The 26,326-nt window shown below is 68.2% G+C and carries 24 protein-coding genes; 10 read left to right on the forward strand and 14 right to left on the reverse strand.

Going from position 1 to position 26,326, the window contains the following annotated elements:
- Window positions 1-40: 40 nt before the first annotated feature.
- From LQF10_RS16620 to LQF10_RS16645, 6 genes are all read right to left on the reverse strand, one after another.
- A complete protein-coding gene (locus LQF10_RS16620; RefSeq protein ID WP_231064921.1) occupies window positions 41-1,975 on the reverse strand; it encodes a hypothetical protein in 1,935 nt (644 codons plus the stop codon).
- 169 nt (window positions 1,976-2,144) lie between these two features.
- Window positions 2,145-3,452: a cytosine permease gene (gene codB, locus LQF10_RS16625; protein ID WP_231064922.1), complete on the reverse strand. Its 1,308-nt coding sequence runs from the start codon at window positions 3,450-3,452 to the stop codon at window positions 2,145-2,147.
- Window positions 3,445-3,918, reverse strand: coding sequence for a nucleoside deaminase (locus tag LQF10_RS16630; RefSeq protein ID WP_231064923.1), 474 nt, complete (start codon window positions 3,916-3,918; stop codon window positions 3,445-3,447). Before LQF10_RS16630 ends, codB begins: the two co-directional genes overlap by 8 nt.
- Window positions 3,919-4,103: 185 nt before the next feature.
- On the reverse strand, window positions 4,104-5,024 hold the full coding sequence (locus tag LQF10_RS16635; RefSeq protein WP_231064924.1) for a metal ABC transporter substrate-binding protein: 921 nt from the start codon (window positions 5,022-5,024) through the stop codon (window positions 4,104-4,106).
- Window positions 5,021-6,436, reverse strand: coding sequence for a zinc metallochaperone AztD (gene aztD / locus LQF10_RS16640; RefSeq protein ID WP_231064925.1), 1,416 nt, complete (start codon window positions 6,434-6,436; stop codon window positions 5,021-5,023). Before aztD ends, LQF10_RS16635 begins: the two co-directional genes overlap by 4 nt.
- 135 nt (window positions 6,437-6,571) lie before the next feature.
- A complete protein-coding gene (locus LQF10_RS16645) occupies window positions 6,572-7,687 on the reverse strand; it encodes a TNT domain-containing protein (protein ID WP_231064926.1) in 1,116 nt (371 codons plus the stop codon).
- Window positions 7,688-7,822: 135 nt separating this feature from the next.
- Here LQF10_RS16645 and LQF10_RS16650 point away from each other — a divergent pair, with 135 nt between their 5' ends.
- Genes LQF10_RS16650 through LQF10_RS16680 form a run of 7 tightly spaced genes read left to right on the forward strand, consistent with a single transcriptional unit; the run spans window position 7,823 to window position 13,005 of the window.
- Window positions 7,823-8,722: a phosphoribosylaminoimidazolesuccinocarboxamide synthase gene (locus tag LQF10_RS16650; protein WP_231064927.1), complete on the forward strand. Its 900-nt coding sequence runs from the start codon at window positions 7,823-7,825 to the stop codon at window positions 8,720-8,722.
- A 10-nt stretch (window positions 8,723-8,732) separates the two neighbouring features.
- The gene (locus LQF10_RS16655) at window positions 8,733-9,422 is read left to right on the forward strand and encodes a TOPRIM nucleotidyl transferase/hydrolase domain-containing protein (RefSeq protein WP_231064928.1); all 690 of its coding nucleotides are present in this window, start codon (window positions 8,733-8,735) and stop codon (window positions 9,420-9,422) included.
- 44 nt (window positions 9,423-9,466) lie between these two features.
- A complete protein-coding gene (gene purS / locus LQF10_RS16660; protein WP_231064929.1) occupies window positions 9,467-9,721 on the forward strand; it encodes a phosphoribosylformylglycinamidine synthase subunit PurS in 255 nt (84 codons plus the stop codon).
- On the forward strand, window positions 9,721-10,395 hold the full coding sequence (gene purQ / locus LQF10_RS16665) for a phosphoribosylformylglycinamidine synthase subunit PurQ (RefSeq protein ID WP_231064930.1): 675 nt from the start codon (window positions 9,721-9,723) through the stop codon (window positions 10,393-10,395). Before purS ends, purQ begins: the two co-directional genes overlap by 1 nt.
- Window positions 10,395-10,895, forward strand: a complete 501-nt coding sequence (gene rnhA, locus LQF10_RS16670; protein ID WP_231064931.1) for a ribonuclease HI — start codon at window positions 10,395-10,397, stop codon at window positions 10,893-10,895. Before purQ ends, rnhA begins: the two co-directional genes overlap by 1 nt.
- The gene (locus LQF10_RS16675) at window positions 10,888-12,003 is read left to right on the forward strand and encodes an AI-2E family transporter (RefSeq protein ID WP_231064932.1); all 1,116 of its coding nucleotides are present in this window, start codon (window positions 10,888-10,890) and stop codon (window positions 12,001-12,003) included. Before rnhA ends, LQF10_RS16675 begins: the two co-directional genes overlap by 8 nt.
- A 57-nt stretch (window positions 12,004-12,060) precedes the next feature.
- Window positions 12,061-13,005, forward strand: a complete 945-nt coding sequence (locus tag LQF10_RS16680) for a GNAT family N-acetyltransferase (RefSeq protein ID WP_231064933.1) — start codon at window positions 12,061-12,063, stop codon at window positions 13,003-13,005.
- A gap of 55 nt (window positions 13,006-13,060) precedes the next feature.
- On the opposite strand, the gene purD is transcribed toward LQF10_RS16680, so the two are convergent.
- The 4 genes from purD to LQF10_RS16700 all read right to left on the reverse strand — a co-directional run bounded on the left by purD (window position 13,061) and on the right by LQF10_RS16700 (window position 18,192).
- Window positions 13,061-14,317: a phosphoribosylamine--glycine ligase gene (purD, locus tag LQF10_RS16685; protein WP_231064934.1), complete on the reverse strand. Its 1,257-nt coding sequence runs from the start codon at window positions 14,315-14,317 to the stop codon at window positions 13,061-13,063.
- A gap of 173 nt (window positions 14,318-14,490) precedes the next feature.
- A complete protein-coding gene (locus LQF10_RS16690) occupies window positions 14,491-16,278 on the reverse strand; it encodes a BCCT family transporter (RefSeq protein ID WP_231064935.1) in 1,788 nt (595 codons plus the stop codon).
- A gap of 144 nt (window positions 16,279-16,422) precedes the next feature.
- Window positions 16,423-17,709 carry an adenylosuccinate synthase gene (locus tag LQF10_RS16695; RefSeq protein WP_231064936.1) on the reverse strand — a complete coding sequence of 429 codons (1,287 nt, stop codon included), beginning with the start codon at window positions 17,707-17,709 and terminating at the stop codon, window positions 16,423-16,425.
- Between the two features lie 75 nt (window positions 17,710-17,784).
- Window positions 17,785-18,192 carry a DUF3151 domain-containing protein gene (locus LQF10_RS16700; RefSeq protein WP_231064937.1) on the reverse strand — a complete coding sequence of 136 codons (408 nt, stop codon included), beginning with the start codon at window positions 18,190-18,192 and terminating at the stop codon, window positions 17,785-17,787.
- A gap of 114 nt (window positions 18,193-18,306) precedes the next feature.
- On the opposite strand from LQF10_RS16700, the gene LQF10_RS16705 reads away from it, so the two are divergent.
- Window positions 18,307-18,645 (forward strand): STAS domain-containing protein, encoded by a 339-nt coding sequence (locus LQF10_RS16705; RefSeq protein ID WP_231064938.1) that lies wholly within the window; start codon window positions 18,307-18,309, stop codon window positions 18,643-18,645.
- Between the two features lie 25 nt (window positions 18,646-18,670).
- Here the strand turns inward: LQF10_RS16705 and LQF10_RS16710 are convergent, their stop codons facing one another.
- Entirely contained in the window at window positions 18,671-20,755 is a 2,085-nt protein-coding gene (locus LQF10_RS16710; RefSeq protein ID WP_231064939.1) for an ATP-binding SpoIIE family protein phosphatase, read from the reverse strand.
- 81 nt (window positions 20,756-20,836) lie between these two features.
- On the opposite strand from LQF10_RS16710, the gene LQF10_RS16715 reads away from it, so the two are divergent.
- Window positions 20,837-21,229 carry an STAS domain-containing protein gene (locus LQF10_RS16715; protein ID WP_231064940.1) on the forward strand — a complete coding sequence of 131 codons (393 nt, stop codon included), beginning with the start codon at window positions 20,837-20,839 and terminating at the stop codon, window positions 21,227-21,229.
- On the opposite strand, the gene LQF10_RS16720 is transcribed toward LQF10_RS16715, so the two are convergent.
- From LQF10_RS16720 to LQF10_RS16730, 3 genes are all read right to left on the reverse strand, one after another.
- On the reverse strand, window positions 21,202-21,741 hold the full coding sequence (locus LQF10_RS16720) for a hypothetical protein (protein ID WP_231064941.1): 540 nt from the start codon (window positions 21,739-21,741) through the stop codon (window positions 21,202-21,204). The two genes, LQF10_RS16715 and LQF10_RS16720, sit on opposite strands and share 28 nt — an antisense overlap.
- A 12-nt stretch (window positions 21,742-21,753) precedes the next feature.
- A complete protein-coding gene (locus LQF10_RS16725) occupies window positions 21,754-22,056 on the reverse strand; it encodes a hypothetical protein (protein ID WP_231064942.1) in 303 nt (100 codons plus the stop codon).
- A 95-nt stretch (window positions 22,057-22,151) separates the two neighbouring features.
- A complete protein-coding gene (locus LQF10_RS16730; protein ID WP_231064943.1) occupies window positions 22,152-22,574 on the reverse strand; it encodes a hypothetical protein in 423 nt (140 codons plus the stop codon).
- 156 nt (window positions 22,575-22,730) lie between these two features.
- Here LQF10_RS16730 and LQF10_RS16735 point away from each other — a divergent pair, with 156 nt between their 5' ends.
- Window positions 22,731-26,309 carry an ABC transporter ATP-binding protein gene (locus LQF10_RS16735; RefSeq protein WP_231064944.1) on the forward strand — a complete coding sequence of 1,193 codons (3,579 nt, stop codon included), beginning with the start codon at window positions 22,731-22,733 and terminating at the stop codon, window positions 26,307-26,309.
- The last annotated feature ends 17 nt before the right edge of the window (window positions 26,310-26,326 follow it).

Here is a 26,326-nt window from a genome sequence, read left to right on the forward strand (position 1 = left end):
CCCGCACCTTCTCGTGTGCGGGGGCCAGTGCTGGCGAGAATCAGGCGGCGAGGCGGCGAGTCAGAAGGAGTACGGCGCCGAAGATGAGCGCTGCGATCGCCGCGAGTGCGGCACCGACCGGGGCAGCACCGGCCTCCGGCAGGGTCGCCTCCCGGTCCTCGCCATCGGATCCGTTGTCCGCGCCGTCGCTGCTTGCGCTGGCGTCCTGGTCGTCTGAGTCGCCGTCGGATCCGCTGCCCGATCCCGCACCTGAATCCGACCCAGAGTCGGCACCGTCAGCCCCGCCGTCAGCGTCCGACCCATCAGCCCCGCCGTCAGAATCAGCGTCCGAGCCATCAGCCCCGCCGTCAGAATCGGCGTCCGAACCATCGGAGTCACCGTCGGGGTCACCGCCTCCTGCTGCGAGGATCTCGATATCGTCCCAGCCGATGAGGCTCTCGTCCTCGGCGTAGGCGGCGATCCGGTGTACACCGACCATGTCCGCGGGGAGGGTGACAGTGGTGGTGCCGTCGTCACCGACGGTCTGGGTGCCCAGGTAGACCGGATCGGAGAAGATCCAGACACCGACACGTTCTCCGGCGAGGTCGGACCCGATGGAAACAGAGACCGTCGATGCCTGGTCGGCAGTCGGAGGCACGGAAATACCGTCCTCCGCGTCGGACGTCAGCTCGTTCTCGGTAGGAGGCTCAGCCGGGATCTGGGCATTCGGGTCCGGATCCTCCGTGACAACCAGCGTCGCCGAAGCACTGCCCTCAGCAGCAGTCAGCACCACCGCATACTCACCCGGCGCCAACACCGCCGAATAGGCAAACACCACATCACCAGAACCATCAGCAGCCGCGGACTCCACCACGTCACCACCAACCGAGAACTCCACCGACGAACCCGGAGCAAACCCCGAACCCTCAACCGTCACACCCGAACCAGCAACCGCCGACTCCGTCAACTCCGCAGGCGAAACCACCACCTCCGGCTCATACACCACCGGATCCTCAGTCACCGTCAACGTCGCCGAAGCACTGCCCTCAGCAGCACTGAGCACCACCGCATACTCACCCGGCGCCAACACCGCCGAATAGGCAAACACCACATCACCAGAACCATCAGCAGCCGCAGACTCCACCACGTCACCACCAACCGAGAACTCCACCGACGAACCCGGAGCAAACCCCGAACCCTCAACCGTCACACCCGAACCAGCAACCGCCGACTCCGTCAACTCCGCAGGCGAAACCACCACCTCCGGCTCATACACCACCGGATCCTCAGTCACCGTCAACGTCGCCGAAGCACTGCCCTCAGCAGCACTGAGCACCACCGCATACTCACCCGGCGCCAACACCGCCGAATAAGCGAACACCACATCACCAGAACCATCAGCAGCCGCAGACTCCACCACGTCACCACCAACCGAGAACTCCACCGACGAACCCGGAGCAAACCCCGAACCCGACACGCTCACACCCGAATCCGCCAGATCCGACTCCATCACCGAATCCGGCGATACCACCACCTCGGGGTCATACACCGGGGCGTCGGCCTGCGCCGTCCAGTTGAAGGTGTACCCCGAGCAGCTGATCTCGGGCATCGAGGCGACACCCTGCCCACTCGCGCTACCGTCCGCATTCACCACGCCGCTGAGCTCGTAGTGCACGCGCTCGCCGCCTTCGCCGAGGTCCCACTCGAACGCGAAAGGCACCCCAGCGGTCACCGCGCTGCTCGGCATTCCGGCCCACGTCATGGGCGTCGGGAAGAGCCCGCACTGGATGTAACTCTCACTTGCGAAACCCGACATGTTGCCGTTTCCGTCGACGTCGAAGTCGACGGTGGCGCCGGTGTAGGCATCTGAGGTGCCGGCATAGTGCCCGACGGGCACGGTGGACGCCGCGACACCGGCGGAGGCGGTAGCAACCAGCCCGGCCGTGGCCAGGATGGCGACACCGGCCCGCGCGAGGCGGGTGCGGATGGAGTTCATGGAATCCCCGATACGACTAGGAAAGACGACGGACAGGCGTAGGTCAGCCCCACGCCGTCGTCAGCCTGCGCCATCTCCGCGCCGGAGTCAGCGATCCCAGACAATCCCGAACAGGCTCAGATCCTCAGGCGGTGCGCCCTGTGCGAGCGTCCCCGTGGCGCTCGTCTGCTCAGGCCCTCGAACGATCCGGCACCAACCGCCCAGCCACCACCGCCGCCAGCAGCGCCACCACGATGCCGTTCACCGGGGGGATCCCCCACGACAGCTCACCAGTCACCCATGCCACGAGGGACCCGAGGGTGTAGGCCGCCACGTTCTCCCAGCGCACCGCGCCGACCCGCGTTGCCGCCTCCGGCACACCACCACGCCAGCGACTCCACCATTCCCCGATCAGCACGCCGCCGACCGGCGGGATGAGGATCCCGAGCCAGCCCAGGAATGCGGGCAACGAGTCGTAGATGCCGGTCACGGCCAGCAGCGTCCCGAGGATGACACCGCCGATCACGAACGGCTTCTTCGAGGGCGAGTTCGCGATCTCCGCACCCGCCACGCCGAAGTTGTAGGCGGTGTTGTCGTTCGTGGTCCACAGGTTGCCGATCAGGAACACCACTCCCCACACCACCAGCCCGAGGTCGAAGAGCACCAGCACGAAGTCGGCCTGTCCGAACGCGATGGCGCCGATCGCACCGAAGAACAGCATCAGCATGTTCCCGATCAGGAAGGCCACCGCAGAAGCACCGAAACCCTGCCGCGGGGTGCGTGCGAACCGGGTCCAGTTCGGCGCCTGGGTCCCACCGGAGACGAAGGTCCCCACGATGATGGTGACGGCCGCGGCCACCCCCATGGACGCCGTCGGGCGCTGGGCCAGCATGCCGTCCAGACCGTCGGTCTCGGCGAACGATCGGATCGTCACCCACGCGGCGAGCACCAGCAGCAACGGCACGGACACCACGGAGAGCGCATACATCCCGCGGTAGCCGAAGTACGCCGTCGCCCCCATCGCCAGCCCCCCGGCGACCATCAACAGCCGGACCACGAGATCGGACTCCCACCCGGCCGCCTGAGCGATCAGTTGGGCGAGGGTGGCCACGGTCACGCCGTACCAGCCCACCTGGGTGCCGCCGAGCAGCAGCGAGGTCAGGATCGAGCCACGGCGGCCGAACGCATACCGGCACATCATCACCGTGGTCAGCCCGGTGGAGGCACCGATCCCGCCGATCACGGCCACGTACACGCCGAGCACCACGGATCCGAGCAACAGCACACCCATCAACGGCCAGAACTCGAATGCAGCGCCCACCTGCGCCCCGGCGAGCATCGTCGGGGTGAAGAAGGTGAATCCGAGCAGCACCACGGAGAGCGAGAACAGGGATTTGCGTGCGCCGGGTGGGACGGGCTGTACGGGGTAGTCGGGGTCCACCCCGACGGCGGTGCTCGCCTCGGTCGCGTCGGTCACCTTCGGCGTGGATTCACTCATCGCCGATGTCCTCGTTCCAGATCTCGGGGTGGTCAGCGATGAACGCACGCATCATCGCGATGCATTCGGCGTCTTCGAGCACGATCACCTCGACGCCGAGCGCCTCGAGGTCGCGGTGCCCGCCGGTGAAGGTGGTCGACTCACCCACCACCACCCGGGAGATCCCGAACTGGCGGATCAGGCCGGTGCAATACCAGCAGGGCGAGAGCGTGGTGACCATCGTGGTGCCGCGGTAGGTGTGCTGCCGTCCGGCGTTGCGGAACGCATCGGTCTCCCCGTGCGAGGACGGGTCACCATCCTGGACGCGCCGGTTGTGGCCGCGGCCGAGTACCTCGCCGTCTGCGGAGATGAGCGCGGCACCGATCGGCACCCCGCCCTCGGCGAGTCCGGTGCGGGCTTCCTCGACGGCGATCGCGAGCCACGCATTCAGCGTGGTCTCGTCCAGTGGCATAGGTGGGCTGGTCATGAACACTCCGGGATAGCCGAGGCGGCTGGGCGGGATCTTTCCGCCCACGGTCGAAGCGGGACGATACCGCCTCGATGTCACCACGCGGTTTCCCGCCGGAGCGTGACGTACGGGAACGACAGCGCAACGCTACTGCCGGGTTGCGGGCAGTAGCGTTGCAGGGTCGGTCGCTGGGGCTCCTGACCTCAGCCGCACACCAGCCCGTTCTCGAGCGCCTCGAGGTTGGCCTCCATGGTGGCGAAGTAGTCGCCCTCGGTAGGCGGGCTTTCCAACGGATCCAGCACCGCGGTACTCACCCCGGCCTCCGCGGCGAGCGCCTCGGTCACATCCGGGGCCGTGATGGTCTCGAAGAACAGCGTCTGCACGCCGTACTCCTCCACCAGGTCGGCCACTTCACGCATGCGCGCGGGGGAGGCCTCGACCTCCGGGTCGATCCCCGCGATGCCCTCCTGGCGCAGGTCGTACCGGTCCGCGAGGTAGCCGAACGCCTCGTGCGCAGTGATCAGCATCGCGCCGGAGCATCCCGCCAGCCGGTCGGTGTACTGCTGGTCGAGCTCATCCAACTCAGCGCTCAACTCGTCGGCACGGTCGTGGTAGGCCTCGGCGTTGTCCGGATCTGCGGCCGCCAGTTCGTCCGCCACTGCCCCAGCCACCGGGCCCAGGAGGGTGGGGTCCAGCCAGAAGTGCGGGTCCTCGGCGAGCAGGTCGGCCTCGATCCCTGCGGCATCCCAGGCATCCACCAACCGCGGCGGCGGCTGACTGGCCACCGCGTCATCCACGGCGGGCTGCAGCCCGGAACTGTAGATCACCAGGTCAGCCTCGGCCATGTCGGCCACCTGCACCGGCGCCAGCTCGAGACTGTGCGGATCGGCGCCGGGGGGCGTGAGGCTGGTCACCGTGGCCTCTTCGCCCGCCACGCGCTCGGAGACGAACTGCAGCGGGTAAAAGGCGGCGAGCACGCTCACGCCGTCAGCGCCGCCGCCCTCAGATCCTTCCGGATCGCAGGCGGCGAGAGTTCCCGCCAGGCTCGCCATAGCCAGGCCGGCGACGGCGGCCCGTATGTTGCGGACCGACCGTCGCCGTGAGTGGTGGTTCAGTGCCGTCACTCGTCCTCGTGTCCGTGCTCGTCGTGGTCGTGGCCTTCATGACCCTCGCCGGACTCGCCATCCTCGTGGGCGTGCTCGTCCTCCTCGTGGGCGTGCTCGTCCTCCTCGTCCGCGTGGCCCTCCTCGTGCTCGCCTTCGGCGTGCTCGTGCGGCAGGTCACCGGAGGCGATGGCGATCTCGTTCGGGGTGACCTCGAGGGAGGCCGTGTTCCAGACCTCACCGGTCTCGATATCGACTGCGTGGATCTCGTTGGTGGCCGGATCGGTCACGTAGGCGGTGCCGTCGAGAACGCGGATCGCCGGGCGAGGATCCTGCCACACCACGGACTCTTCCCATTCGTCCATGATCTCGATGGAACGGACCAGTTCACCGGACTCCGGGTCGATCACGTGGAGCGAGCCATCGGTGCCGAGCACCAGCGCCTCACCGTCGTCACCGCGGGCGATGGAGCGGAACGTGTAGGAGGAGGGCAGGTCCACGAGTTCGAGCTCACCGGTGCGCGTGTCGATCAGGGAGACCCGGGTGGGACGCTCGAGTTCCGCGTCCGGGTCCACTTTGTAGTCACCGAGAACGATCGGGGAGGCCTCGCTACCAGCCTGGTTGCCGATCCGGCCGTACTCGTCCGGGCTGTCGACCTTGGTGAGCTCGCCGTCGGCATAGATGACCACGCCATCCTCGCAGCCGATCACCACAGCCTCATCGGCAGCGGTGGCTTCCCCGTGCACACCGGGGCAGTCGTCCGTGGCAGCGATCTCCTCTCCGTCCGCGTCGAGAACGCGTACCCCGGAGCGTTCGTCTTCGTTGCCGTCGGTCACCAGCAGCGAGCCGTCCATGAGTTCCACGGCCACGCCGTGGTGCGCCTCGGGCAGGGTCAGCTCGCGCGCATCGTCGGCCACTCCCTCGCCCACGGTGTCGGAGTCCTGCACCACGATGTGGCCGGTGCCGTCGTCGAAGAGCGCGATGCGCCCCTCATGCGCCACTGCGTGACCCGGCATCTCGGCGGCGAACACCACATCGGTGAGCACGGGGTCGGCGGTGTAGTAGTGGCCGTGGTCACCGTGCGGCTCGGCCCAGGTACCGGCATCGAGTACCTGGAACCCGCCAGTGGTGGAGACCAGCACGTGGCGGCCGTCACCGGCGGCGTTGAGACGGTTGAACCCGTCCAGCGGAATGTCGGAGATGCGCTCGAGTGTGGTGGCGTCGAGCACCTGCAGACCGCCGTCATAGGTGATCACGATGCGAGGCGAGACCGACGCTTCCTCAGTGGGTGCGGCAGCGGTCTCTTCGGCGGTCGTTTCTTCCGTCGGTTCGGAGTTGCCACTCTCGGACCCGCCGGAGCAGGCCGCGAGCGCAAGGGGAAGGACGCCGAGGAGCGCCAGGTAACGGGCGCGTGGACGAGTGGTCACAGTCATGCGTAGTAGGGCAGCCGCGGTGGCAACCCACTCCTTTCCATTCGAGCAGAGGGCCCCACGGTAGCAGTAATCAGAACCATTCTCATCACGCCTCGTTGTCCTCCACCAACGAGTGATCCCGGCGCACGCCGGTGGTCAGGCGACCACACGCTGCAAGACCCCCGCACGCACCAGATCCCGGACGCCACGGGCCGGGGCCTCCACGTGGAAGCGCAGACCGCCTCCGGGCTGGCCGAACCACGCGGGGGCGATCTCCGCCTGCACCTCCACTTCGCGGGCGGCCACGAACACCTGCTGTTCTGCGCCGGGTCCACGAGCGGAGACCGGGAGGGACCGCTGCTCCCACGGGGTCCCCCAGACGAAGAAGTACAGGCCGTCGATTGTGCCGATCCGGTCGTAGGGAACACCGGTCGCCAGGTTGGTGATGATGCCGCCCGGCCCTGCCGCCGCCACCCGTTGGCCCAGTTCGGTCAGCCCCTGCTGGGCGGCCTGGACCCGGGTGGCAAGCTCCGCATGCGCCACATGGAGCGGGGCCGGCAGCGGCGGGCTGACGTAGTGCCACACGGCATCGCAGGCGGCGCGCTCCGTGAAGTACTCCCCGAGCAGCACGTGCTGGCCATAGTCCGCGACCTGGACTCCATAGTGGCGAGCGCCATAGCGGACCACCTCGACCACGCCCTCGAGTGGTTCGGGCTGATCCGCACCACCGGACGATTCACCGGGAAGCACGACGCCGCCGCGCGGCATTCCGAGCCCGTCCAGGCCCGCGCGCAGTTGCGCCACCGCCTCCCCCTCGACCTCTCCGGGGGTGAGCCAATCCGGCAGGTGGGCCCGCTCGCGCGGGTAGCGCTGGAGGTCGGCGAGCCAGCGCCGCTGATCCGGGATCGGCGGCATTGACGGCGCAGACGGCACGTCCAGCATCGAGACGCCGGTCGAGTTCCAGTACGGCCGGCGGTCGTAGTTGGGCGTGACGCGGGCGGCTTCGCCACGGTGAGCGGCGATCGTCACGGAAAGCCACGCACCGGTCTGGCGGTCCGCTGTCAGCGACCTCAACTCGCGCAGATCAGGGGCAAGCGCCGTGGGCACCTCGATCCAGTGCGAGTGTCCGTCGAGAACGGCAAAGGCCCGCCCGGAGTGCTGCGTCCCTGCCTGGGACCACTCCAGGTGCACATCGGTGGTGCCGTCGTCGGCAGCCTCGAAGAGCGTGGCGACGATGCGGTCGATGAGCCGTTGCGCGGCGGGATCATCCATCGGTGCCGATTATGCCGGGTCCGTCCACGCAGAACGATCGAGCAGCGGTTCGCCCTTCCGCCCCGGATATCTGCCACCACTGAGCGACGCCTGGTTCGGCGGCAGACGAGGGTTCGGTCATGGAAGACTGCAGACGTGAACGATACGAGCACCCGCGTACCAGCGACCCTGCCCGGGTGGCGGCACACCTACTCGGGCAAGGTCCGTGATCTGTACGAGCCCATCGAGGGCGATGGCGACCTGATCCTCGTGGTGGCCAGTGATCGGATCAGCGCCTACGACCACGTGCTCCCCACCCCCATCCCGGACAAGGGTGCCGTGCTGACGGCACTGAGTATGTGGTGGTTCGAGCAGCTGGCCCCGATCGTCGACAACCATGTGGTCTCCCTGGACGTGCCGAGCGAGGTGGCCGGGCGCGCGATGCTCTGCCGCCGCCTGACGATGTATCCCGTGGAGTGTGTGGCACGCGGATACCTCACCGGCTCCGGCCTGGCCGAATATCGCGCCGGTGGGGCTGTCTGCGGAGTCGCGCTTCCCGCTGGGCTGGTGGACGGTTCACGCCTGCCCGAACCGATCTTCACTCCGGCCACCAAGGCCGAGCTGGGCGAGCACGACGAGAACGTCACATTCGAGCACGTTGCCGGCGAGATCGGCCTCGAGACCGCCACTCGCCTCCGTGAGATCACCCTCACGGTGTACTCGTTCGCGGAACGGCTTGCCGCGGAGCGCGGCGTCATCCTCGCCGACACCAAGCTGGAGTTCGGCACCACGCCCGACGGGGTACTGATTCTCGGCGACGAGGTGCTGACTCCCGATTCCTCCCGGTACTGGCCGGCCGACCAGTGGGAGCCCGGTCACGCTCAGCCCAGCTTCGACAAGCAATACGTGCGGGACTGGCTCACCTCCTCCGCGTCCGGTTGGGACCGGGCATCGGACACGCCGCCACCTGCGCTGCCGGACGATGTGGTGGCACGCACCCGGGCTCGGTACGTAGACGCCTACGAGCGGCTCACTGGCCGGACCTTCCAGGCCTGAGGACGCCGTCGTGCGGGCCGTGGTGCTGGTGGAGGGGCGCAGCGACCAGGCCGCACTGCTCGCCCTCGCCGCCGGCCGCGGCATCGACCTGCGCGCCGCTGAGGTCCAGGTGCGCCCCATCGGGGGTGCAACGAATATCCGGCGGGCGCTCGCTGCCCTCCGGGCGGGGCCACACCGCGACGGCGTCCCTCACCTCGAGCTTCCCGCTCACCCTCCCGGCGCACCACCAGCGAGGCGCACCACCCTGCATCGAGAGGCGAGGCTACGCCGTCGCGAACTGACGATCGCCGGCCTGTGCGATGCCGCCGAGGAGGGGTTCTACAGCCGGGCGGTGGCAGCCTGGGAAGGTGTGGCCACGCTGGACCGGGCTGCCATGGAGGCACGGGGGTTCTTCGTGTGTTCACAGGACCTGGAGGACGAACTCATCCGGGCCCTCAGCGTGGACGGGGTGCTTGAGGTACTCGAGCGCAACGGTGATCTCGGCGCGTTCCAGACGTTCCGGCATCAACCTGCACAACGCGATCGTCCGGTGGCCGCGCAGCTGCACCGATTCCTTGGCACCCGCAGCGGCCGCAAGATCGCCTATGCCGCCGAGTTGACGCGCGCCCTGGGGCCCGAGGGCGCACCGCGCCCGTTGGTCGGCGCGCTGGAGCACGCACTGGCACCCGCGCCGGACACCGACGTCACCGGGGGCCGGTAAGATCGGATGCATCCGCCTGCCACCCACCCAGGAGTTGCGCACTGATGGCACGTGTCGTCGTCGAGGTCATGCCGAAGCCGGAGATCCTCGACCCGCAGGGCAAGGCCGTGGCCGGTGCACTTCCCCGGCTCGGTTTCACCGGCTTCACGGGAGTACGGCAGGGGCGCCGGTTCGAACTCGAGGTGGACGGTGAGCCGAACGAGGCCACCCTCGAGGCAGCCCGCAAGGCCGCCACGGAGGTGCTGTCCAACCCCGTGATCGAGGACGTCGTCTCCGTGCACTGGGCGCAGGAGGCCTGATGGCACGCATCGGCGTGGTCACGTTTCCCGGCAGCCTGGACGACCGGGATGCCGCACGAGCCGTCCGCCTCGCCGGTGGCGAGCCGGTGCGCCTGTGGCACGCCGACGACTCCCTTGCCGGCGTGGATGCCGTGGTGCTCCCGGGCGGATTCTCCTACGGCGACTACCTACGTGCCGGCGCCCTCTCCGCCTTTGCCCCGATCATGGGCACTGTGGTGGATGCCGCGAATGCGGGAATGCCGGTGCTCGGGATCTGCAACGGCTTCCAGATCCTGTGCGAGGCGCACCTGCTCGCGGGTGCGATGATCAAGAACACCCAGCTCACCTTCGTCTGCAAGGACCAGGTGCTCCGCGTGGAGAACGCCGAGACGGCGTGGTCGAACCAGTTCAGTGCGGGTCAGGAGATCCTCATCCCGCTGAAGAACCAGGACGGGCAGTTCATCGCCGATGAGAGCACCCTCGATGAGCTCGAGGGTGAGGGCCGGGTGGTGTTCCGGTACGTCGGGAACCCGAACGGTTCCCGCCGCGATATTGCTGGGATCACGAACGCCCGCGGAAACGTGGTCGGCCTGATGCCGCACCCGGAGCACGCCGTCGAGGAAGGCTTCGGACCCGGCACGGACGGCCTGACGTTCTTCCAGTCGGCGCTACAGGCCCTGCTCGCCCGCGCCTGATGTCCGCCGACCTCCCTGACGGCGATCCCGCCGTCTCCCGCCAGCGTCCCATCGTGCAGATGTGGACCGATGGCGCATGCAAGGGCAATCCCGGGCCCGGCGGCTGGGGCGCATGGATGCGCTCAGGGACGCATGAACGCGAGCTCTTCGGCGGTGACCCGAACACCACGAACAACCGGATGGAGCTCACCGCGGTGATCGAGGGGCTGCGCACGCTGAACACCTCCTGCGACATCACCCTGCACGTGGACTCCTCTTACGTGATGAACGGGATGAAGTCCTGGCTGCCTGGTTGGAAGCGGAACGGGTGGAAGACGGCGGCAAAGAAGCCGGTGAAGAACGAGGACCTGTGGCGCGCGTTGGACGAGCAGGTGGCCCGGCACTCGGTGCAGTGGGTCTGGGTGAAGGGCCACTCGGGTGACCCGGGCAATGAACGTGCCGATCAGCTCGCCAATAAGGGTGTCGATTCGCTGACGCAGAACGGACTGGTAGGTGACTGAGACTGCGACGCCGCTGAGCCGGCCATCGTTGGGAAGCGCCGCCGTGGTGCTCGCCGGCCTGACCGTGGCGGCCGTCGGCCTGCACTTCGCCGCCTCGATCGTGGCACCGGCGTTCTTCGCCCTCACGCTGGTGGTTTCCGCGCGCCCGCTGCAGCGCATGCTGGTGCGGGCGCGGGTTCCGAAGATGCTGGCGGCCGTGCTGGTGCTGCTCGGCCTGTACGTGCTGTTGACGGCGTTGGTGATCATCACGGTCACCTCGCTCACCCAGGCAGCGATGGAACTGCCCCGCTACACCGCCGACCTGCAGCTGATCTACCTGGATACGTTGCGCTGGCTCGAACAGTTCGGCGTGGACGATGCAGCCCTCGCCCAATACGCCGGCTCGATCGACCTGAATCGCGTGGCCGAACTGCTGGGTGCCGTGGTGGAGGGCACCACCGCGGCCGGAGGCCAGGCGCTGATCATCCTCGTGGTGATGTTCTTCCTGGCGATCGACTCCACCTCGGTGCATGCGCGGTGGCGTCTGCTCGCCGACAGTCGCCCAGAGCTGGCGAACTCGTTGCTGGCGTTCTTCGCCGGCGTACGCAAGTACTGGGTGGTGTGCACGGTGTTCGGCCTCGTCGTGGCCGTCCTGGACGTGATCGCCCTGCTCATCATCGGCGTACCGCTGGCATTCGTGTGGGGCGTGCTCGCGTTCGTGACGAACTACATCCCGAACGTCGGCTTCGTGATCGGGTTGATCCCGCCGGCCCTGATCGCGCTGCTCGAGGGCGGGCTGACCGACATGCTCTGGGTGGTCGTGGCCTACACGGTGCTGAACTTCACCATCCAGACGATCATCCAGCCGAAGGTCACCGGGGACGCCGTGGGGCTCAGTCCCACGGTCTCCTTCCTCTCCCTGGCATTCTGGACGGTGGTGGTCGGCCCACTCGGGGCGATCCTCGCGGTGCCACTCACCCTGGCAGCGAAGTCCACCCTCGTGGACGCACATCCTTCCGCGCGCTGGATCAACGCGTTCCTGGTGACCGATAACGAAGCCAAACGCGCGAAACGGGCGCAGCGGCATGAGCGGCTGGTAGCGGGCCGCAAGAAAACTCCCTTGAGGTGACCGGCCGCCGTCGGCCATGGTGGACGGCAACCACTCACCTCACCGGAAGGCACACCCATGGCGCTGCGCTGGAGCACCCTCGATCCCGAGTCCGTGACGGCGTGGGCCGAGCTGACGAACCTACTCGCCCGGGTGGACGGGACGGAGGAGTTCTACGACGCCGAGGATCTCGCCGAGGAACTCACCGAGCACGGCTTCTCCCCTGCCAGCGACTCGCTCGCGGTGTGGGCCGGCGAGATGCTCGTGGCGTATGCACAACTGCGGGTGCCCACCTCGCTGACACACGCCGAGGGGTACGCGCGGGTGTCCATCGGCGGTGGCGTGCATCCGGACTACCGAGGGCAGGGCATCGCCAGTGAGATGTTCGACCGGATGGAACCGCGTGGGGAGGCCCTCGCTCAAGAACGCCACCCCGGCGCCCCGATCCAGCTACGCGCCTCCGGAGGGGTGGAAAGCGACCCGGTCCGCCCGCTGCTCACCGAGCGCGGGTATGAACCGGTGCGATATTTCACCGCGATGGAGCGCCCACTGCCAGGGGCTGACTTGCCGGCGCTGGATTCGCGGGTGGTGCCCTTCACCCCTGACCTCGCTGAAGCCACCCGCCTGGCCCACAATGACGCCTTCGCCAGCCACTGGGGCAGCGGTCCCGTGACGCCCGAGCACTGGCGGCAGATGCGTGAGGGCCGCTCGTTCCGCACCGCCTTCTCCCGGGTGGCGCTGGCCGAGGACGGGGAGGTTCTCGCCTATACGACGGCGCAGCAGTGGGTGGACCGCGAGCTCTATATCGGCCTGGTAGGCACCCGGACGGCCGCCCGCGGCAGGGGCCTGGCCCGCGCAGTGCTGAACGCCTCCCTGGTGGCGGCGGCTGACTCCGGGGAGTTCGATCTGGTCGAACTCGAGGTGGACTCGGCCAATCCGCAGGGCGCTGGCGCGCTGTACGCCTCGCTCGGATTCGAGCCGGTGCGCACCACAGCAGTGTTCGCCCGGTTGCTCCCGCGCTGACTCGTCCCGACGCGCCATCTGGACGCGCCCTGCTCGATCGGCGCGCTGTGCGGAGTCAGATGTTCGCCGCGATATCGGTCCGGAACTGTGCACCGTCGAGTTGAATCTTCTCGACACCCGCATACGCAGCATTGCGGGCGTCGGCGATATCGGCGCCCACGCCCACCACGGACAGCACCCGGCCACCTGCGGCGACCAACGCGCCCTCGGCGTTCGTGGCAGTCCCCGCGTGCAGCACGTGCACGCCGTCCAGGGCCTCGGCTGCCTCGGCTCCGTCGATCCGGTCGCCGTTGCGCACCTGTCCGGGGTAGCCGTGCGCAGCGAGCACTACGGTCACCGCAGCATCGGCGCTCCAGCGCAAGTCCGGCAACTGATCGAGGCTGCCGGTGGCCGCGGCGTGCAGGGCCGTGGCCAGGGAAGACTCAAGCCGGGCCAGCACCACCTGCGTCTCCGGATCGCCGAACCGGGCATTGAACTCCACCACGCGCAGCCCGCGTGAGGTCAGGGCCAGGCCGCAGTACAACAGCCCTACGAAGGGGGTCCCTCGGCGAGCGAGTTCACGCACTGTGGGCAGCGCCACCCGCTCCACCACCTCGTCCACGAGCCCTTCGGGCGCCCACGGCAGGGGCGAGTACGCGCCCATCCCTCCGGTATTGGGGCCGGTGTCCCCGTCACCGAGTCGCTTGAAATCCTGCGCCGGGGCGAGCGGCACCACCGTCTGACCATCGGAGAGGCAGAACAGCGAGATCTCGGGGCCGTCAAGAAACTCCTCGATGACCACACTGGAGCGCCGGCTGCGGCTCACGCACGCGCGTGCGTGATCGAGAGCCGCCGTGCGATCCTCAGTGACCACCACACCCTTGCCGGCGGCCAAGCCGTCATCCTTGACCACGTACGGTGGGCCGAACGCGTCCAGCGCATCGGTCACCTCGTCCATCGTCTGGCACACGTGGGCCATCGCCGTCGGCACTGCCGCAGCAGCCATCACCTCCTTGGCGAAGGCCTTGGACCCCTCCAAGGTGGCGGCATCGCCATTGGGCCCGAACACGGCTATTCCGGCGGCGCGGACGGCGTCGGCCACCCCGGCCACCAGGGGAGCTTCCGGGCCGATCACCACCAGATCGGCCGCCACCTCGCGGGCGAGATCCGCGACGGCGTCCGGTGAGAGGGCATCGACCGCCACGTTCCTGGCGATCCTCCCCGTGCCGGGGTTGCCGGGAGCCACCACCAGCGAAGTGGTGGCAGGATCTGCGGCGAGACTGTGGGCGAGGGCATGTTCACGAGCACCGGAGCCGATCAGCAGGATCTTCACGGTGCCCGAGCCTACCTGCCCCCGGGTGCAGAGAGCTCCCAGCAGAACCGCTGCCACCTGCGCGCACAGCATCACCCCTGGAATCCGGGACGAGATGACGAAGGCACCCGGGCCCGGGCCGATCACGAGGGATCAGGCTCGGGCCACGGGTGCCCACGCGGCGGTGGAGGCGATCAGGCCTTGGTCGCCTCGCCGTCCTTGGCCTTCTTCCTGCTGGAGAAGAGCCTCCTGCGGACCGAGGCCGGCGGATCAAGCAGGCCGTCCTCGATGAACGTCGTGGAGACATGATCGGTGAGCTCGTCCCGCGCGATCCGGCGCTGCGCTCGCAACATCCGGTTGCGGTGCATCCGGAACTGCTTGATCAGCGCCACGCACATGAAGATCATCACGATGCTGAATGGCAACGCGATCGAGATCGCCACACTCTGCAACGCTCCCAGCACCGCGCTCCCCCCGGCCAGCAGCAGGGCGGCGGCCACAACTCCCTCAAGGGTGGCCCAGAGCACGCGGCTCCACTTCGGCGGGTCAGGGTCACCGCCGGAGGCCAGCATGTCCACCACCAACGAACCGGAGTCGGAGGAGGTGATGAAGAAGACGATCACGAGCAGGACGGCCAGTCCGACGAGCACCTTGCCAATCCCACTACCGGGTTCGCCGACGAGACCGTCGAGCAGTGTGAACAGCGACCCTGTCCCGTCGACCGTCAGGCCTTCCGGACCGACACTGTCATCGGGCCCACCCTCGGTGACCAGGCCGCCTTCACCGAACAGCTGGCGGTGCAGTGCGGTGCCACCGAAGACCGTGAACCACAGGAAGGAGAACGCCGTCGGCAGCACCAGCACACCCACCACGAACTCACGCACGGTACGGCCACGAGAGATGCGCGCGATGAACACGCCGACGAAGGGCGCCCAGGAGACCCACCAGCCCCAGTAGAACGCGGTCCACCAGCCCTGCCACTCGACGCCGCCCTCGCCCGCGAAGGCGGTGGTGCGGAACGCGTTGTTCAGGAACTCCTGGAAGTACAGGCCGGTGGCCTCGATGTACTCACGCAACAGGAACATCGTGGGCCCGGCGATGAGCACGAAGACCATCAGCCCGATGGCCAGCACCATGTTCCCGTTGGAGAGGAATTTGATGCCCTTCTTCACACCGGTGACCACCGAGACCAGTGCTGCCAGGGTAATCAACCCGATCAGACCCACCATGAGGAGGTTGGTGGGCTCACCGATGATCTCCAGGAAGCTCAGGCCCGAGGCCACCTGAGAGACACCGAGCCCGAGCGAGGTCGCCACACCGAAGACGGTCCCGACCACCGCGATCACGTCGATGACGTGCCCGATCCACCCGTCGGTGCGCTTACCCAGCAGCGATTCCAGGGACCACCGGATCGAGACCGGGCGCTTGCGTACGTGCACGGCGTACGCAATTGCCAACCCGACCACCACGTAGATGGCCCACGGGTGCAGCCCCCAGTGCAGGAACGTCGTCACCAGAGATTCCTCGGCTCCGGTGGCGTCCATCTCCGCGATACCGGTGGCCCGGTTGGGGATACCGGCGAAGTGGTGGAGCGGTTCAGCCACTCCCCAGAACATCAGACCGATGCCCATACCGGCGGCGAACAACATCGCCAGCCAAGGCCCCATCTTGAACTCAGCCGGCTCGTCCTCGTTCCCGAGCACGATGTCTCCGTAGTGGCTCACGCCCACCCAGATCGCGAAGAACACGAACGCCGTGACCAGCAGGATGTAGTACCAGCCGAACCCGGTGACGATGCCCGAACTGACGTTGCCGATGGCCGCACCGAAGGCTTCTCCGCCTGCAACCGCCGCAATCACGAACGCGGCGATGACCACCAATGCCGGCCAGAAGACCCACGGTTGGACCGAGGTGTACCAAGGACCGGTTCGCTTGGTCACCTCCGGCGGTGGCCCCTCTTTCTGCTTCGCCTCGGCTGTCATCGTCTCCCTCTCATCGGTTCCGTATGCACACAGGAGAGGACGGAACCTCTCCTGCCAAACACTCCACCGTAGCGAATTTCTTGAGAAGGTCCAGGCAAACGCTTGACGTGAACATCGCCGTCGCGCAAAGAAGCCGGTAAGAGATCAGTCCAGGAGGTCGTGGCGCACGATCGTTGCTTCGCGGTCCGGGCCCACGCCGATGGAGGAGATCCGGGTGCCGGACATCTCCTCGAGAGCGAGCACGTAGCGCTGCGCATTGGTTGGCAGTTCCTCGAAGGTGCGGCACTGGGAGATGTCCTCCCACCACCCGTCGAGTTCTTCGTAGATCGGCGTCGCGTGATGGAATGCGGTCTGGTCCACGGGCATCTCGTCGTGGCGCACACCATCCACGTCATAGGCCACACAGACCGGCACCTTCTCCCACCCGGTGAGCACGTCGAGCTTGGTGAGCACCAGGTCGGTGAGACCATTGATCCGCCCGGCGTAGCGGGCGATCACGGCGTCATACCACCCGCAGCGGCGGGGGCGCCCGGTCGTCACCCCGAATTCGCCGCCGGTCTTGCGAAGCGTCTCACCGTCGTCGTCGAGCAACTCGGTGGGAAAGGGCCCCTCTCCCACGCGAGTGGTGTAGGCCTTGATCACGCCGACCACGCGGTCGATCCGGGTGGGCCCGATACCCGATCCGGTCGCTGCGCCGCCCGCGGTGGCAGAGGAGGAGGTCACGAATGGGTAGGTGCCGTGGTCCACGTCCAGCATGGTGGCCTGGCCTGCCTCGTAAACCACGTTCTTGCCGGCATCCAGCGCCTGGTTCAGCACCAGTGAGGTGTCCGCGACCATCGGCCGCACCCGATCGGCGTAGGCGAGCAGTTCCTCGGTGACGGCATCGACGTCGGACGCGCGCCGATTGTAGATCTTCACCAGGATCTGGTTCTTCTGCTCCAGCGCACCCTCGACCTTCTCGCGCAGGATGCGCTCGTCGAACAGATCCGAGATCCGGATGCCCACCCGGCTCATCTTGTCCGCATAGGTGGGGCCGATACCGCGGCCAGTGGTGCCGATCTGACGTTTGCCAAGGAAACGCTCGGTGACCTTGTCCAGGGTGCGGTTGTAGCTGGGGATCACGTGCGCGCTGGAGGAGATGAGCAACTTCGAGACGTCCACGCCCCGGGCGGTCAGACCGTCCAGTTCTTCGAAGAGGACCTCCAGATCGACGACCACGCCGTTGCCGATCACTGGCGTGCACCCTGCGGACAGGATGCCCGAGGGAAGCAGGTGGAGGGCGTACTTTTCATCTCCGACCACCACGGTGTGCCCGGCGTTGTTCCCGCCGTTGAACTTCACCACGTAGTCAACCCGGGAGCCGAGCTGGTCCGTCGCCTTGCCCTTACCCTCGTCGCCCCATTGGGCGCCCAGGACCACCACCGCTGGCATTGAATGACCTTTCCGTCGAAGGGACCCGCGCCGGATCCCGTAGCAGCCTACTGGGCCGACGGTCAGGACCAGCGCTCAGAGCGAACGGGCAGCCGGATCGGAATCGTCGGCCAAGGTCCGGCACCGCTGCGCCTCATCGACCTCGCCGATGGCCTCCGCGGCATCGCCGAGCGCCATGAGCGCGATCAGGAAGCCCTGGTTCGGCACATGCCCGGCCGGCACTGGTCCCGCACCACGCCATCCGGCCCGGCGCAGAGCGTCCAGCCCGCGGTGGTATCCGGTGCGGGCGAACGCGTAGGCCGCCACCGGATCCCCGGCGGCAAGGCTTTCCCGGGCGAGCAGCCCCCAGGCGTAACTCGCCGCCGGATAGCGACCGGCCACCTCCCGCAGTGCGGCACCCTCATCGAGTGCGGCGCGGGCGGCCATGTCCGGATGGTCCTCGGGCAGGTACGTCGGCTCGGGGCCGAGCAGGTTGTGCTGCATGCCCCCAGTCTGTCATCTGGCGACGGCGCAGCGCTCCGGTGGCCTGACGCGCTCGCCGTGCACCTGCCGTCACCCGCCGTTAACCTTGAGGCATCCGCATCCTGGAGGCCAATGATGATCGACGTGTCGACATCAGCGACCGGCGCTCGGATCACGGTTTCCGAAGATCTGGACCTGGCATCCCGTGAGTCTGCTGACGCCGTCGCGCGGCGCCTTGCCCTCCTCGAACGCCCGGCGATCACCGTGGATCTGTGCCGGATGGATTTCATGGACTCCACCGGCGCCGCCTGGTTGATCTCCTTGGCCGGTCAATCCATTCAACGCGATGGCACGATCAGCCTGCTCGGGGCCAGCGCCCGGGACCTGTTCGTGCTGCAGGTGTGCGGCGCCCTCGACCTCTTCGATGTGAACCACCGGCACCAGTGCCCGGACGCCACCCATGCCACTGCCTGAGGCGCCCGGGTGGTGACCTCCGCCGTCAGGATCGTGCACCATCGCCAGTGCTGATGGCGAGCGTGGCATCGCCATGCAGGCGAGCCCACACCACCTTGCCCGGCCCGGAGGGGCGCCAGCCCCAGTCCGCGAGCCGGTCGACGATGTGCATCCCATAGCCGCCCACCCGGGCCGGGTGCGCATCCAGATGCGTAGGCGGCATCGGGTTACCGTCCTCGACTTCCACACGGACGCCGTCGACCGTCTCATGCACCCGCACCTCCAGCGACCCCCACCCATGCACCACCGCATTCGCCACGAGCTCCGAGACGACCAGCTCGATCGCCGCGGTCTCACTCCGTCCCCACTCCCGGCACGTCTGCGCGGCGAGCACGCGCGCATGGCGCACGGACTCCACCGCCGACGGTAACCGCCAACGCTGAGAACGGCCGCGACGCTCCTGTTCACCGGACCGGGTGGGCACCCGGATCACGACCACGGCAATATCATCTTCGGGCGGATCGTCGAAGGAGCGCAGCAACAGCTCCCCCACCCCGGCGGCATCGGGCGCATCGCCGATCTCGGCGAACACCTCGCGAAGCCGGACCAGGCCGTCCTGCACAGGGCGCGCTCGCCGCTCGATCAATCCGTCGGTGTAGAGCAGCAGCACGTCCCCGGGGCCGACCTCTCGCGCAGCAGTCTCCCGGTTGGCGTGCCCGAATCCGATCAACGTGCCGGCCGCTCCATCGAGATCAGTCACCGTCCCACCGGAATACACCAGGCCCGGCAGATGCCCGGCCCCGGTGTACTCCAACAGCCACGCCCCCTCGGCCGTCGGGGTCAGCGTGGTGTACACCATTGATGCCGCCCTGCGGATCCGCATCGCCTCCACGATGGAGTCCACTCGGGTCAGCACCGTGCCTGGATCGACAAGCTCGTTCGCAAGGGCGCGCAGCACCGAGCGCAGCTGGCCCATCGCTGAGGCGGCTTCCACATCATGGCCGACGACGTCCCCCACCACCGCGGCCACTGCACCATCGCCGATGCGCACCACGTCATACCAGTCCCCGCCGACCTGGGCGTGTTCGGCGTTCGGTGAGTAGTAGGTCCACACGTCCAGGGCATCGATGTGGTCGAGCTCCGGCAGCATCGTCCGCTGCAAGGTTTCGGCCAGCACGTGTTCGGCTTCGTAGAGCAGCGTGTGATCCATCGCCAGTCCTACCCGCCTGGCCGCAATCTCAAGCACGGCGCCTGCGTCCGGGTACACCGGTCGTACGCCGGACTCCGCCACGGCGACGAGACCGAGGACTCGGCCGCGGCCCAGCAGCGGGGCGAGCACCACCTCGCGTGTGGCCTCCGGCACGTCGGCAAGGGCCTCATTCGCCAGCTCGACCAGCTGAGCGCTCCAGCTTCCGGGCACTTGGGCCGCGTCCAGGTCCACCCGGATCCGCTCCATGGTGCGCTCACCGAGGAGCCGCCCGACCGGGTCCGTCTCGTCCGAGGCGGTGATCCCGCGACGCGGCCGTGCCCTGCGCTCCGGACCCAGCCCGGCCAGGCCGTTGATCGGCTGAAGCACACCGTCTTCGGCGAAGAAGCCGCACCAGGCGAACAGATGCGTGGCCATCACCCGGGCCACACCCGTCAATGCCTCGGACTCATCCTCTTCGGAAAGTACCTCGGAGACGCCCGCCATAGTTTCCAAAGCGATCCGCGAATGTTGCTCGAAGCCCGGCTGGACCGACTCGGCGGCGCCACCCGCGCCGGTAGCGATCACCACAAACCTGGTCCCGCCGCGGATCGCCTGGGGGGTGAACTCAGCAACCATGCTGAACCGGTGTCCGTCCGCTCGCACAAGCGGCAGCGTGATGGTGAAGGGTTCCTCGCCCCCGGCGCGTTCGTGCAGGCGCGCCTGCACCACCGAACCCAGACCTGGGGAGATCAACCCGCCGCGACGCACTTCCTCGAGCGTGTACCCGGTGACTCGCTCAAAGGCGGGATTCACCCACTGCAGGAGCGGTCCGTCCTCCCCCAGGTCCAACACCGCGACAGGTGCCCGCCCGTGGAGCAGCACCTGCGCGGCCAACTCGCGCGGATCGGGCGGCGAAGAACTCGTGCCGTGATCCGGATTCAACCGCCGCTCCTCATCGTCTACGGTGTGACTTATTGTGGACCACGCGGACGCGTGAGGTCCGATACCCCCGCAGGAGGCCTTGTGCGAGACGCTAACAGCAGCGGCGCCGAGCCGCGCCGTGCCGCCACTGGCGCCGGTGCAGAAGCCGGCACCGTGCATACCCTGTTGGAGGCCTCCTACACCCGGCTGGTTCTCTCCGGCGAGGTGGATATGGCGATGAGCGACGAGCTCACCGAAGCGGTGGCCGAGGCTGAGGCGGCGGGTCTACCGGTGCAGGTGGACGTGCGGCACGTGCAGTTCATGGATTCGTCCGGTATCTCGCTGCTCGCCCGGCTCGCGAGCCGCACGCCGGGGCGCATGACGATGATCAGGCCGCCCGATGTGGTCCGGTTCCTGCTCGAGGTCACACGGGTCGGGGACCTGGTGGACATCGTGGACGACGACACTCAGGGTGCACCCTCGGCAGGTGAGTAGTCCCGGGGGCGCAGGGCGGCAGCGATCACCGGGCGGCGGGCACGCCACCACATCGGCAGCCTCTCCCACGGCACGAACGCCGACCAGCACGCGACCGTAGGCAGGAAGTGAATCCCCAGCAGCAGGAACGTGCTGGCGTGGAAGGCCAGGAATGCACTGATCGCAAGTGCCAGCCACCGACCACGTAACGCGAAGACGACCGGCGCAGCAGCCTCGAGGACCAGAGTCGCCCACTGGGCGATTCGCAACAGCCCCGCGTGCCCAACGAGGAGCATATTCAGATCGTTCGGACGGCGGATGAACGCCCACGCGAGAGTTCCGGACGTGGCCCAGCGCACCAGGGATCCGCCACTGAAAACGTATTTCGCCACAACCGATCCCACGTAGGTGAGCACCGTGAACACCTGGATCATGCGCAGCGGCCACCCGGCCACGGAGTCCGCATCGAGACCCCCGCCATAGCGCGCCGTACCGGCGAAGGGCAGGACCAGCACACCGATCACGATGGCCATGTGGTCATGTGGTCATGTGGTCATGTGGTCATGCGAGACGTAGCCATAGCTCATGGCCCAGATCACCCACAGGACGAATCCGACGCCGAGCACCACGCCACCGGCATGCTGCACCCACGCCGGTACCCGTGCGAACCCACCGAGCACTACGGCCGCCGCACCCACGTGGACACCCACGAAGAGCACTTGCGCCACGGCATCGGTCACCGGGGGCAGGTGCAGCCAGACCGCCACCACCACCGGTTCGTACACGTCGGGGGTGCCGCCACGACTGCCCGTGGAGTTCAGAAAGAACCGCACGTCGAGCACCGCCATCACAGCCAATGCAGCCCTGACCCAGGCCACCCGGGCGCGAGATAATTCCGGTACGAGCCAGGCGAGTACCCGGTGTGCCACTGAACCGGCGACCCTCACGGAACTTCCCAATGGAGCACCACCACGTCATACGGCTCGGCACCCAGGGCACCGCCGGAGAGGGGGGATATCTGTTGGCGCACTGTCACGGAGACGAGCACATTCGGCGGGTGGCTCATCTCCCACGCATCGACGATGTCGCCGAGCAGGCTGGCATCGTCGTGGATCTCGGGGAGATAGTTCTCGAACTCCACCCTGGAAATGCCTGCTGAACCAGGGGTCAGCCCGACGCGGACCTCCCGGCCCGTGGTAGTGATCCCGGTGACGTAGGTGTTGACCACGTGCTGATCGCGATCGCGCGGGTAGGCGTATTGCCCCAGGCTGCCGAGCGGGAACCAATGGTCCGCACGGAGGAACTGTGCCGTGATCAGGATTGTCACGAGCGCCACCATCACACCCGCCCGCCAGAGCCCCCTCATCCGCTCAGTGTGACACTCTGACGTGCCGCCGGTGTGGCGAACGATGGAACGTCGCGCCAAGGAACGGGCAAAACACCGTGACCATCGTCAGTGGCGCTCCCTACAGTAGGTCCGCTCGACGAATCCACCTCGACACGATCGCGACCTGCATCCACCATGCCATCTGAGACTGCGTCACGCCCGAACGACCCTGCACGCCAGATCAACTGGCGCCGCCTTCGCCGACCCGCCGCAGTGATCGCGCTCACCGGCAGCGCCGCGGCCGCCGTCGGGCAGACGATGGGTACCGCCGTGGCCGGCCGCCTCGCCGAGGACCCGACGGTGCGGCTGGTGGGGATCCTGGCTCTGTGCGTGGTCGGAGCCGCACTACTGGACACCGTCGGGCGCGTCATCTGGAGCGCGGTGGTGGACAGAGCTGAAGGGCGACTACGCGGTGACCTGCTCACTGCCGCCCTGCACCAGCCCCTCGCGACGCTCTCCGAACAAGCCGTGGGCGAGATCCTCGACCGCGTCGACGATGACACCCACGATGTCGGGACCTTGGTGCGATTGCAGGTCTGGCAGTTGATGCGCACGGTGTTCGCGGTGCTGCCGATGTGGCTGCTGGCCGGGTTGACCTGGTGGCCGGCGTTCCTCGTGTTCCCGGCGATGGCAGCGATCACGGCTTGGTTGGTGCGCCCGTTGCTTGGTCCGATCGCCTCTCGCAAGGTGATCGAGGAGATCGCCTGGACCGACCACGCAGCCGCATTGGAGGAGGGCATCGCCGGCCGGGACGATCTGCGCACCAGCCTGGGTCAGGCCTACATCGTGCGGCGCGTGGCTCAGCTCTCGGCCCAGGTACACGACAAGTTCGCAAGCGTGATCCGGCTCGAATCGCGGCTGATTCGACGCTCCGGAGTGCTGTTGCACGGCCTGCTCGTGGGTGTGGCGGTCACCGGAGTGGCGCTCGTCCTCTCCGACGGGCTCACCGTGGGAGATCTGGTGACGCTCTTCCTGGTGACCACGATGTTCGTCGGCCAGATCGCGCATCTGGCCGAGCAACTACCGGATCTCCAGGCCGGTGTGGGCGCCGTGGTGCGATTGCGGCAGATGTTCGCCTCCCCACCCGAACCCGCTGGCGGCCGCGAGCTGCCCGATGGCGCCCTTGCGGTGGAGTTGCGCGACCTGCACTTTGCCTACGACGAAGGCACATTCGCCCTGAACGGGGTGAGCCTGGAGGTTCCTGCCGGCAGCACGATCGCCCTGGTGGGCCGGACAGGGTCAGGAAAGTCGACGCTCGCCGCGCTCCTGTCTCGAGCCGTTGAACCCGAACCTGGTTCGGTCTTCCTGGGCGGGGTGGACGTGGGCGAGCTCGACCTGCAGAAGCTACGGGCCGCCGTCGGGGTGGTCAGCCAACGCACCGACATGCTTGCCGGGACGCTCGCCGAGAACATCACCCTCTTCGAGAACCGCCCACGCGCTCAGGTGGAGGCGGCCGTGAACGAACTCGGACTGACCGCGTGGGTCAAGGGCCTCCCGGACGGTCTGGACACTCCACTCGGCGCCGGCGGCACCACGCTGTCCGCCGGGGAGGAGCAGCTCGTGGCGTTCGCACGGCTGCTGGTGCGGGACGTGCGTGTGGTGATCCTCGACGAGGCCACCGCCCGGATGGACCCGCTCACCGAGCGACGGGTCGTCGCGGCAGCCAATCGCCTGCTGCAGGGCCGTACCGGAATCCTCATCGCACACCGGTTGAGCACCACGGAGCGCGCGGAGACCGTGGCGGTGCTCGATCAGGGCCGGGTGGTCCAGCATGGCCCGCGTGCCGAGCTCGCGCGGGCGGACGGTCCATTCCGCCGGTTGCTGGAGGCATCCAGCTCAGCAGTCCCACAACAGGCTGTTCGGGTGAGCGCCGCAGACGAAGCCGGCGCTGAGGTTCGACCCGGCGCGCGCACGGCGGCGCACGTCAACCAGGGACACGACGAGCAGGAGCAACCCACCGAGGGGACCGCTCCGCATCAGCTCGGGCATCGCCGGCGCACCGGCCCGCCACCCGAACGTGCAGACGTCGGCACCGGGCCGAGTCTGACCCGCGGTATCGTCAGCGCGTTGATGGTGCGCCCGGCCTGGGGAATCGGCGGCGCAGTCGGTTTCCTGGTCTCCGCGTTGATCGGCGCGCACGGTGCCTTCACCGGTTTCGTGTGGGGCCATTTGGTGGTGGCTGTCCGCGAGAACACCGAGGTGACCGTGCTGCTGGGCGTGCTCGTGCTGAGCTTGCTCATCGCGCCCGTCGTGCTGGCGGACGCCATCTGGCGATACCCACGATGGTGGGTGGAGGTGTTGTTACGCACCCGGATGTCGGTGCTGCGTGGGCAGACCCGGCAGCGCCGTCTGCCTCGCACTCCTCCTGGGGAGGTGGTGGCCCGCAGTATGGATGCCGACCGCTATGCGCGGTACGCGGACCGATGGGTGGACTTCATCAACGGCCTCTTCATCGCCGGTGCCACGGCGGCCTTCGCGGGCAGTTGGCTGGCCGGTGGGGTGCTGCTCGCGGTGATGGTCGCCTCGGCACTCGCCTCGAGTGTGGGCCGACCCGTCGCAGGACGATCCGCAGCGGCAGCCTCCCTGGCCCGGGCCGGGTTCGGACGTGCGCTGGTATCAGCGCTGGAAGCCGCACGCACCGTCAAACTCGCCGGGGCCACCCCCGCCGTGCACGCGCATCTGCAGCGGGTGGACTCCGGGCGCGTGAACGCGGCCGTGCGGGAACACCGGGTGCAGGCGGTGCTCGATGGTGTGCCCATGGTGATGGTGCAGGCCGGTGTGGTGACCGCCTGGGCAGCGACGTTGTGGGGCTGGTGGGGGCTGGCGACCGCACTGCTGGTGGCCAATGCGGTGAACGGCTTCGACTGGTTCGGCCGGGTGGCCGGCGCCGTGGTGACCGAGGCGCCCGGCACCCGCGCCTGGCAGCAGGCCACGAGCGCCTTCGCGGGCGGCGTGGATCTGATGAAGCTGCCCAGCGAAATCGACCTGCTCACCGGCGCGGCCCCGCTGGCCGCGGCCCCCGCCCGTGAGCGGCTGGAGCACCTGGAGCTTGCTGGCGTGACCGCCGTGCACGACGACGGCACCATCGGTGTGATGGACGTGGACCTGCGAGTGGACGCGGGCGAGCTGGTGCTGCTGGTGGGCCAGGTGGGCTCGGGCAAGTCCAGCCTGCTCGCCTCGCTGGCCGGGCTGGTGGCCCATCGCGGTGAGATCCGATGGAACGGGCGCGCGGTGGAGGACGCAGAGACGTTCTTGCGCCCCGGCCAGGTGGCGCATGTGGCCCAGGTTCCCCGGGTGCTCTCGGGCACCTTCTCCGACAACATCCGGCTCGATCACGACCGAGATCTGGTGCGGCCGGTGGAGGATGCGCGCCTTGCCGAGGATGTGGCCTCGGCCGGTGGGGTGGAAGCACTCGTGGGGCACCGCGGGGTGCGGCTCTCCGGTGGGCAGGTGCAGCGGCTCGCGCTCGCCCGCGCGCTGGCCACGGACACCGATCTGCTGTTGGCCGACGACGTCTCCAGCGCGCTCGACGCCGCGACCGAGCTGGAGTTGTGGGCGGCGCTGCGGGAACGGCGCACCACGGTGATCGGGGCCACGGCGAAGCGCGCCGCACTGGCCCTGGCGGACCGGGTGGTGGTACTCGAGGACGGTGCTGTCGCGGCGATCGGGCCGTGGAGCGAGCTCGAGGAGCGGTTCGCGCACCTGGCCGGCTGAGTTCCGCGCCGCTCGCT

Origin of the sequence: Ruania halotolerans (assembly GCF_021049285.1) — a bacterium.
Taxonomy (GTDB): Bacteria; Actinomycetota; Actinomycetes; order Actinomycetales; family Beutenbergiaceae; genus Ruania; species Ruania halotolerans.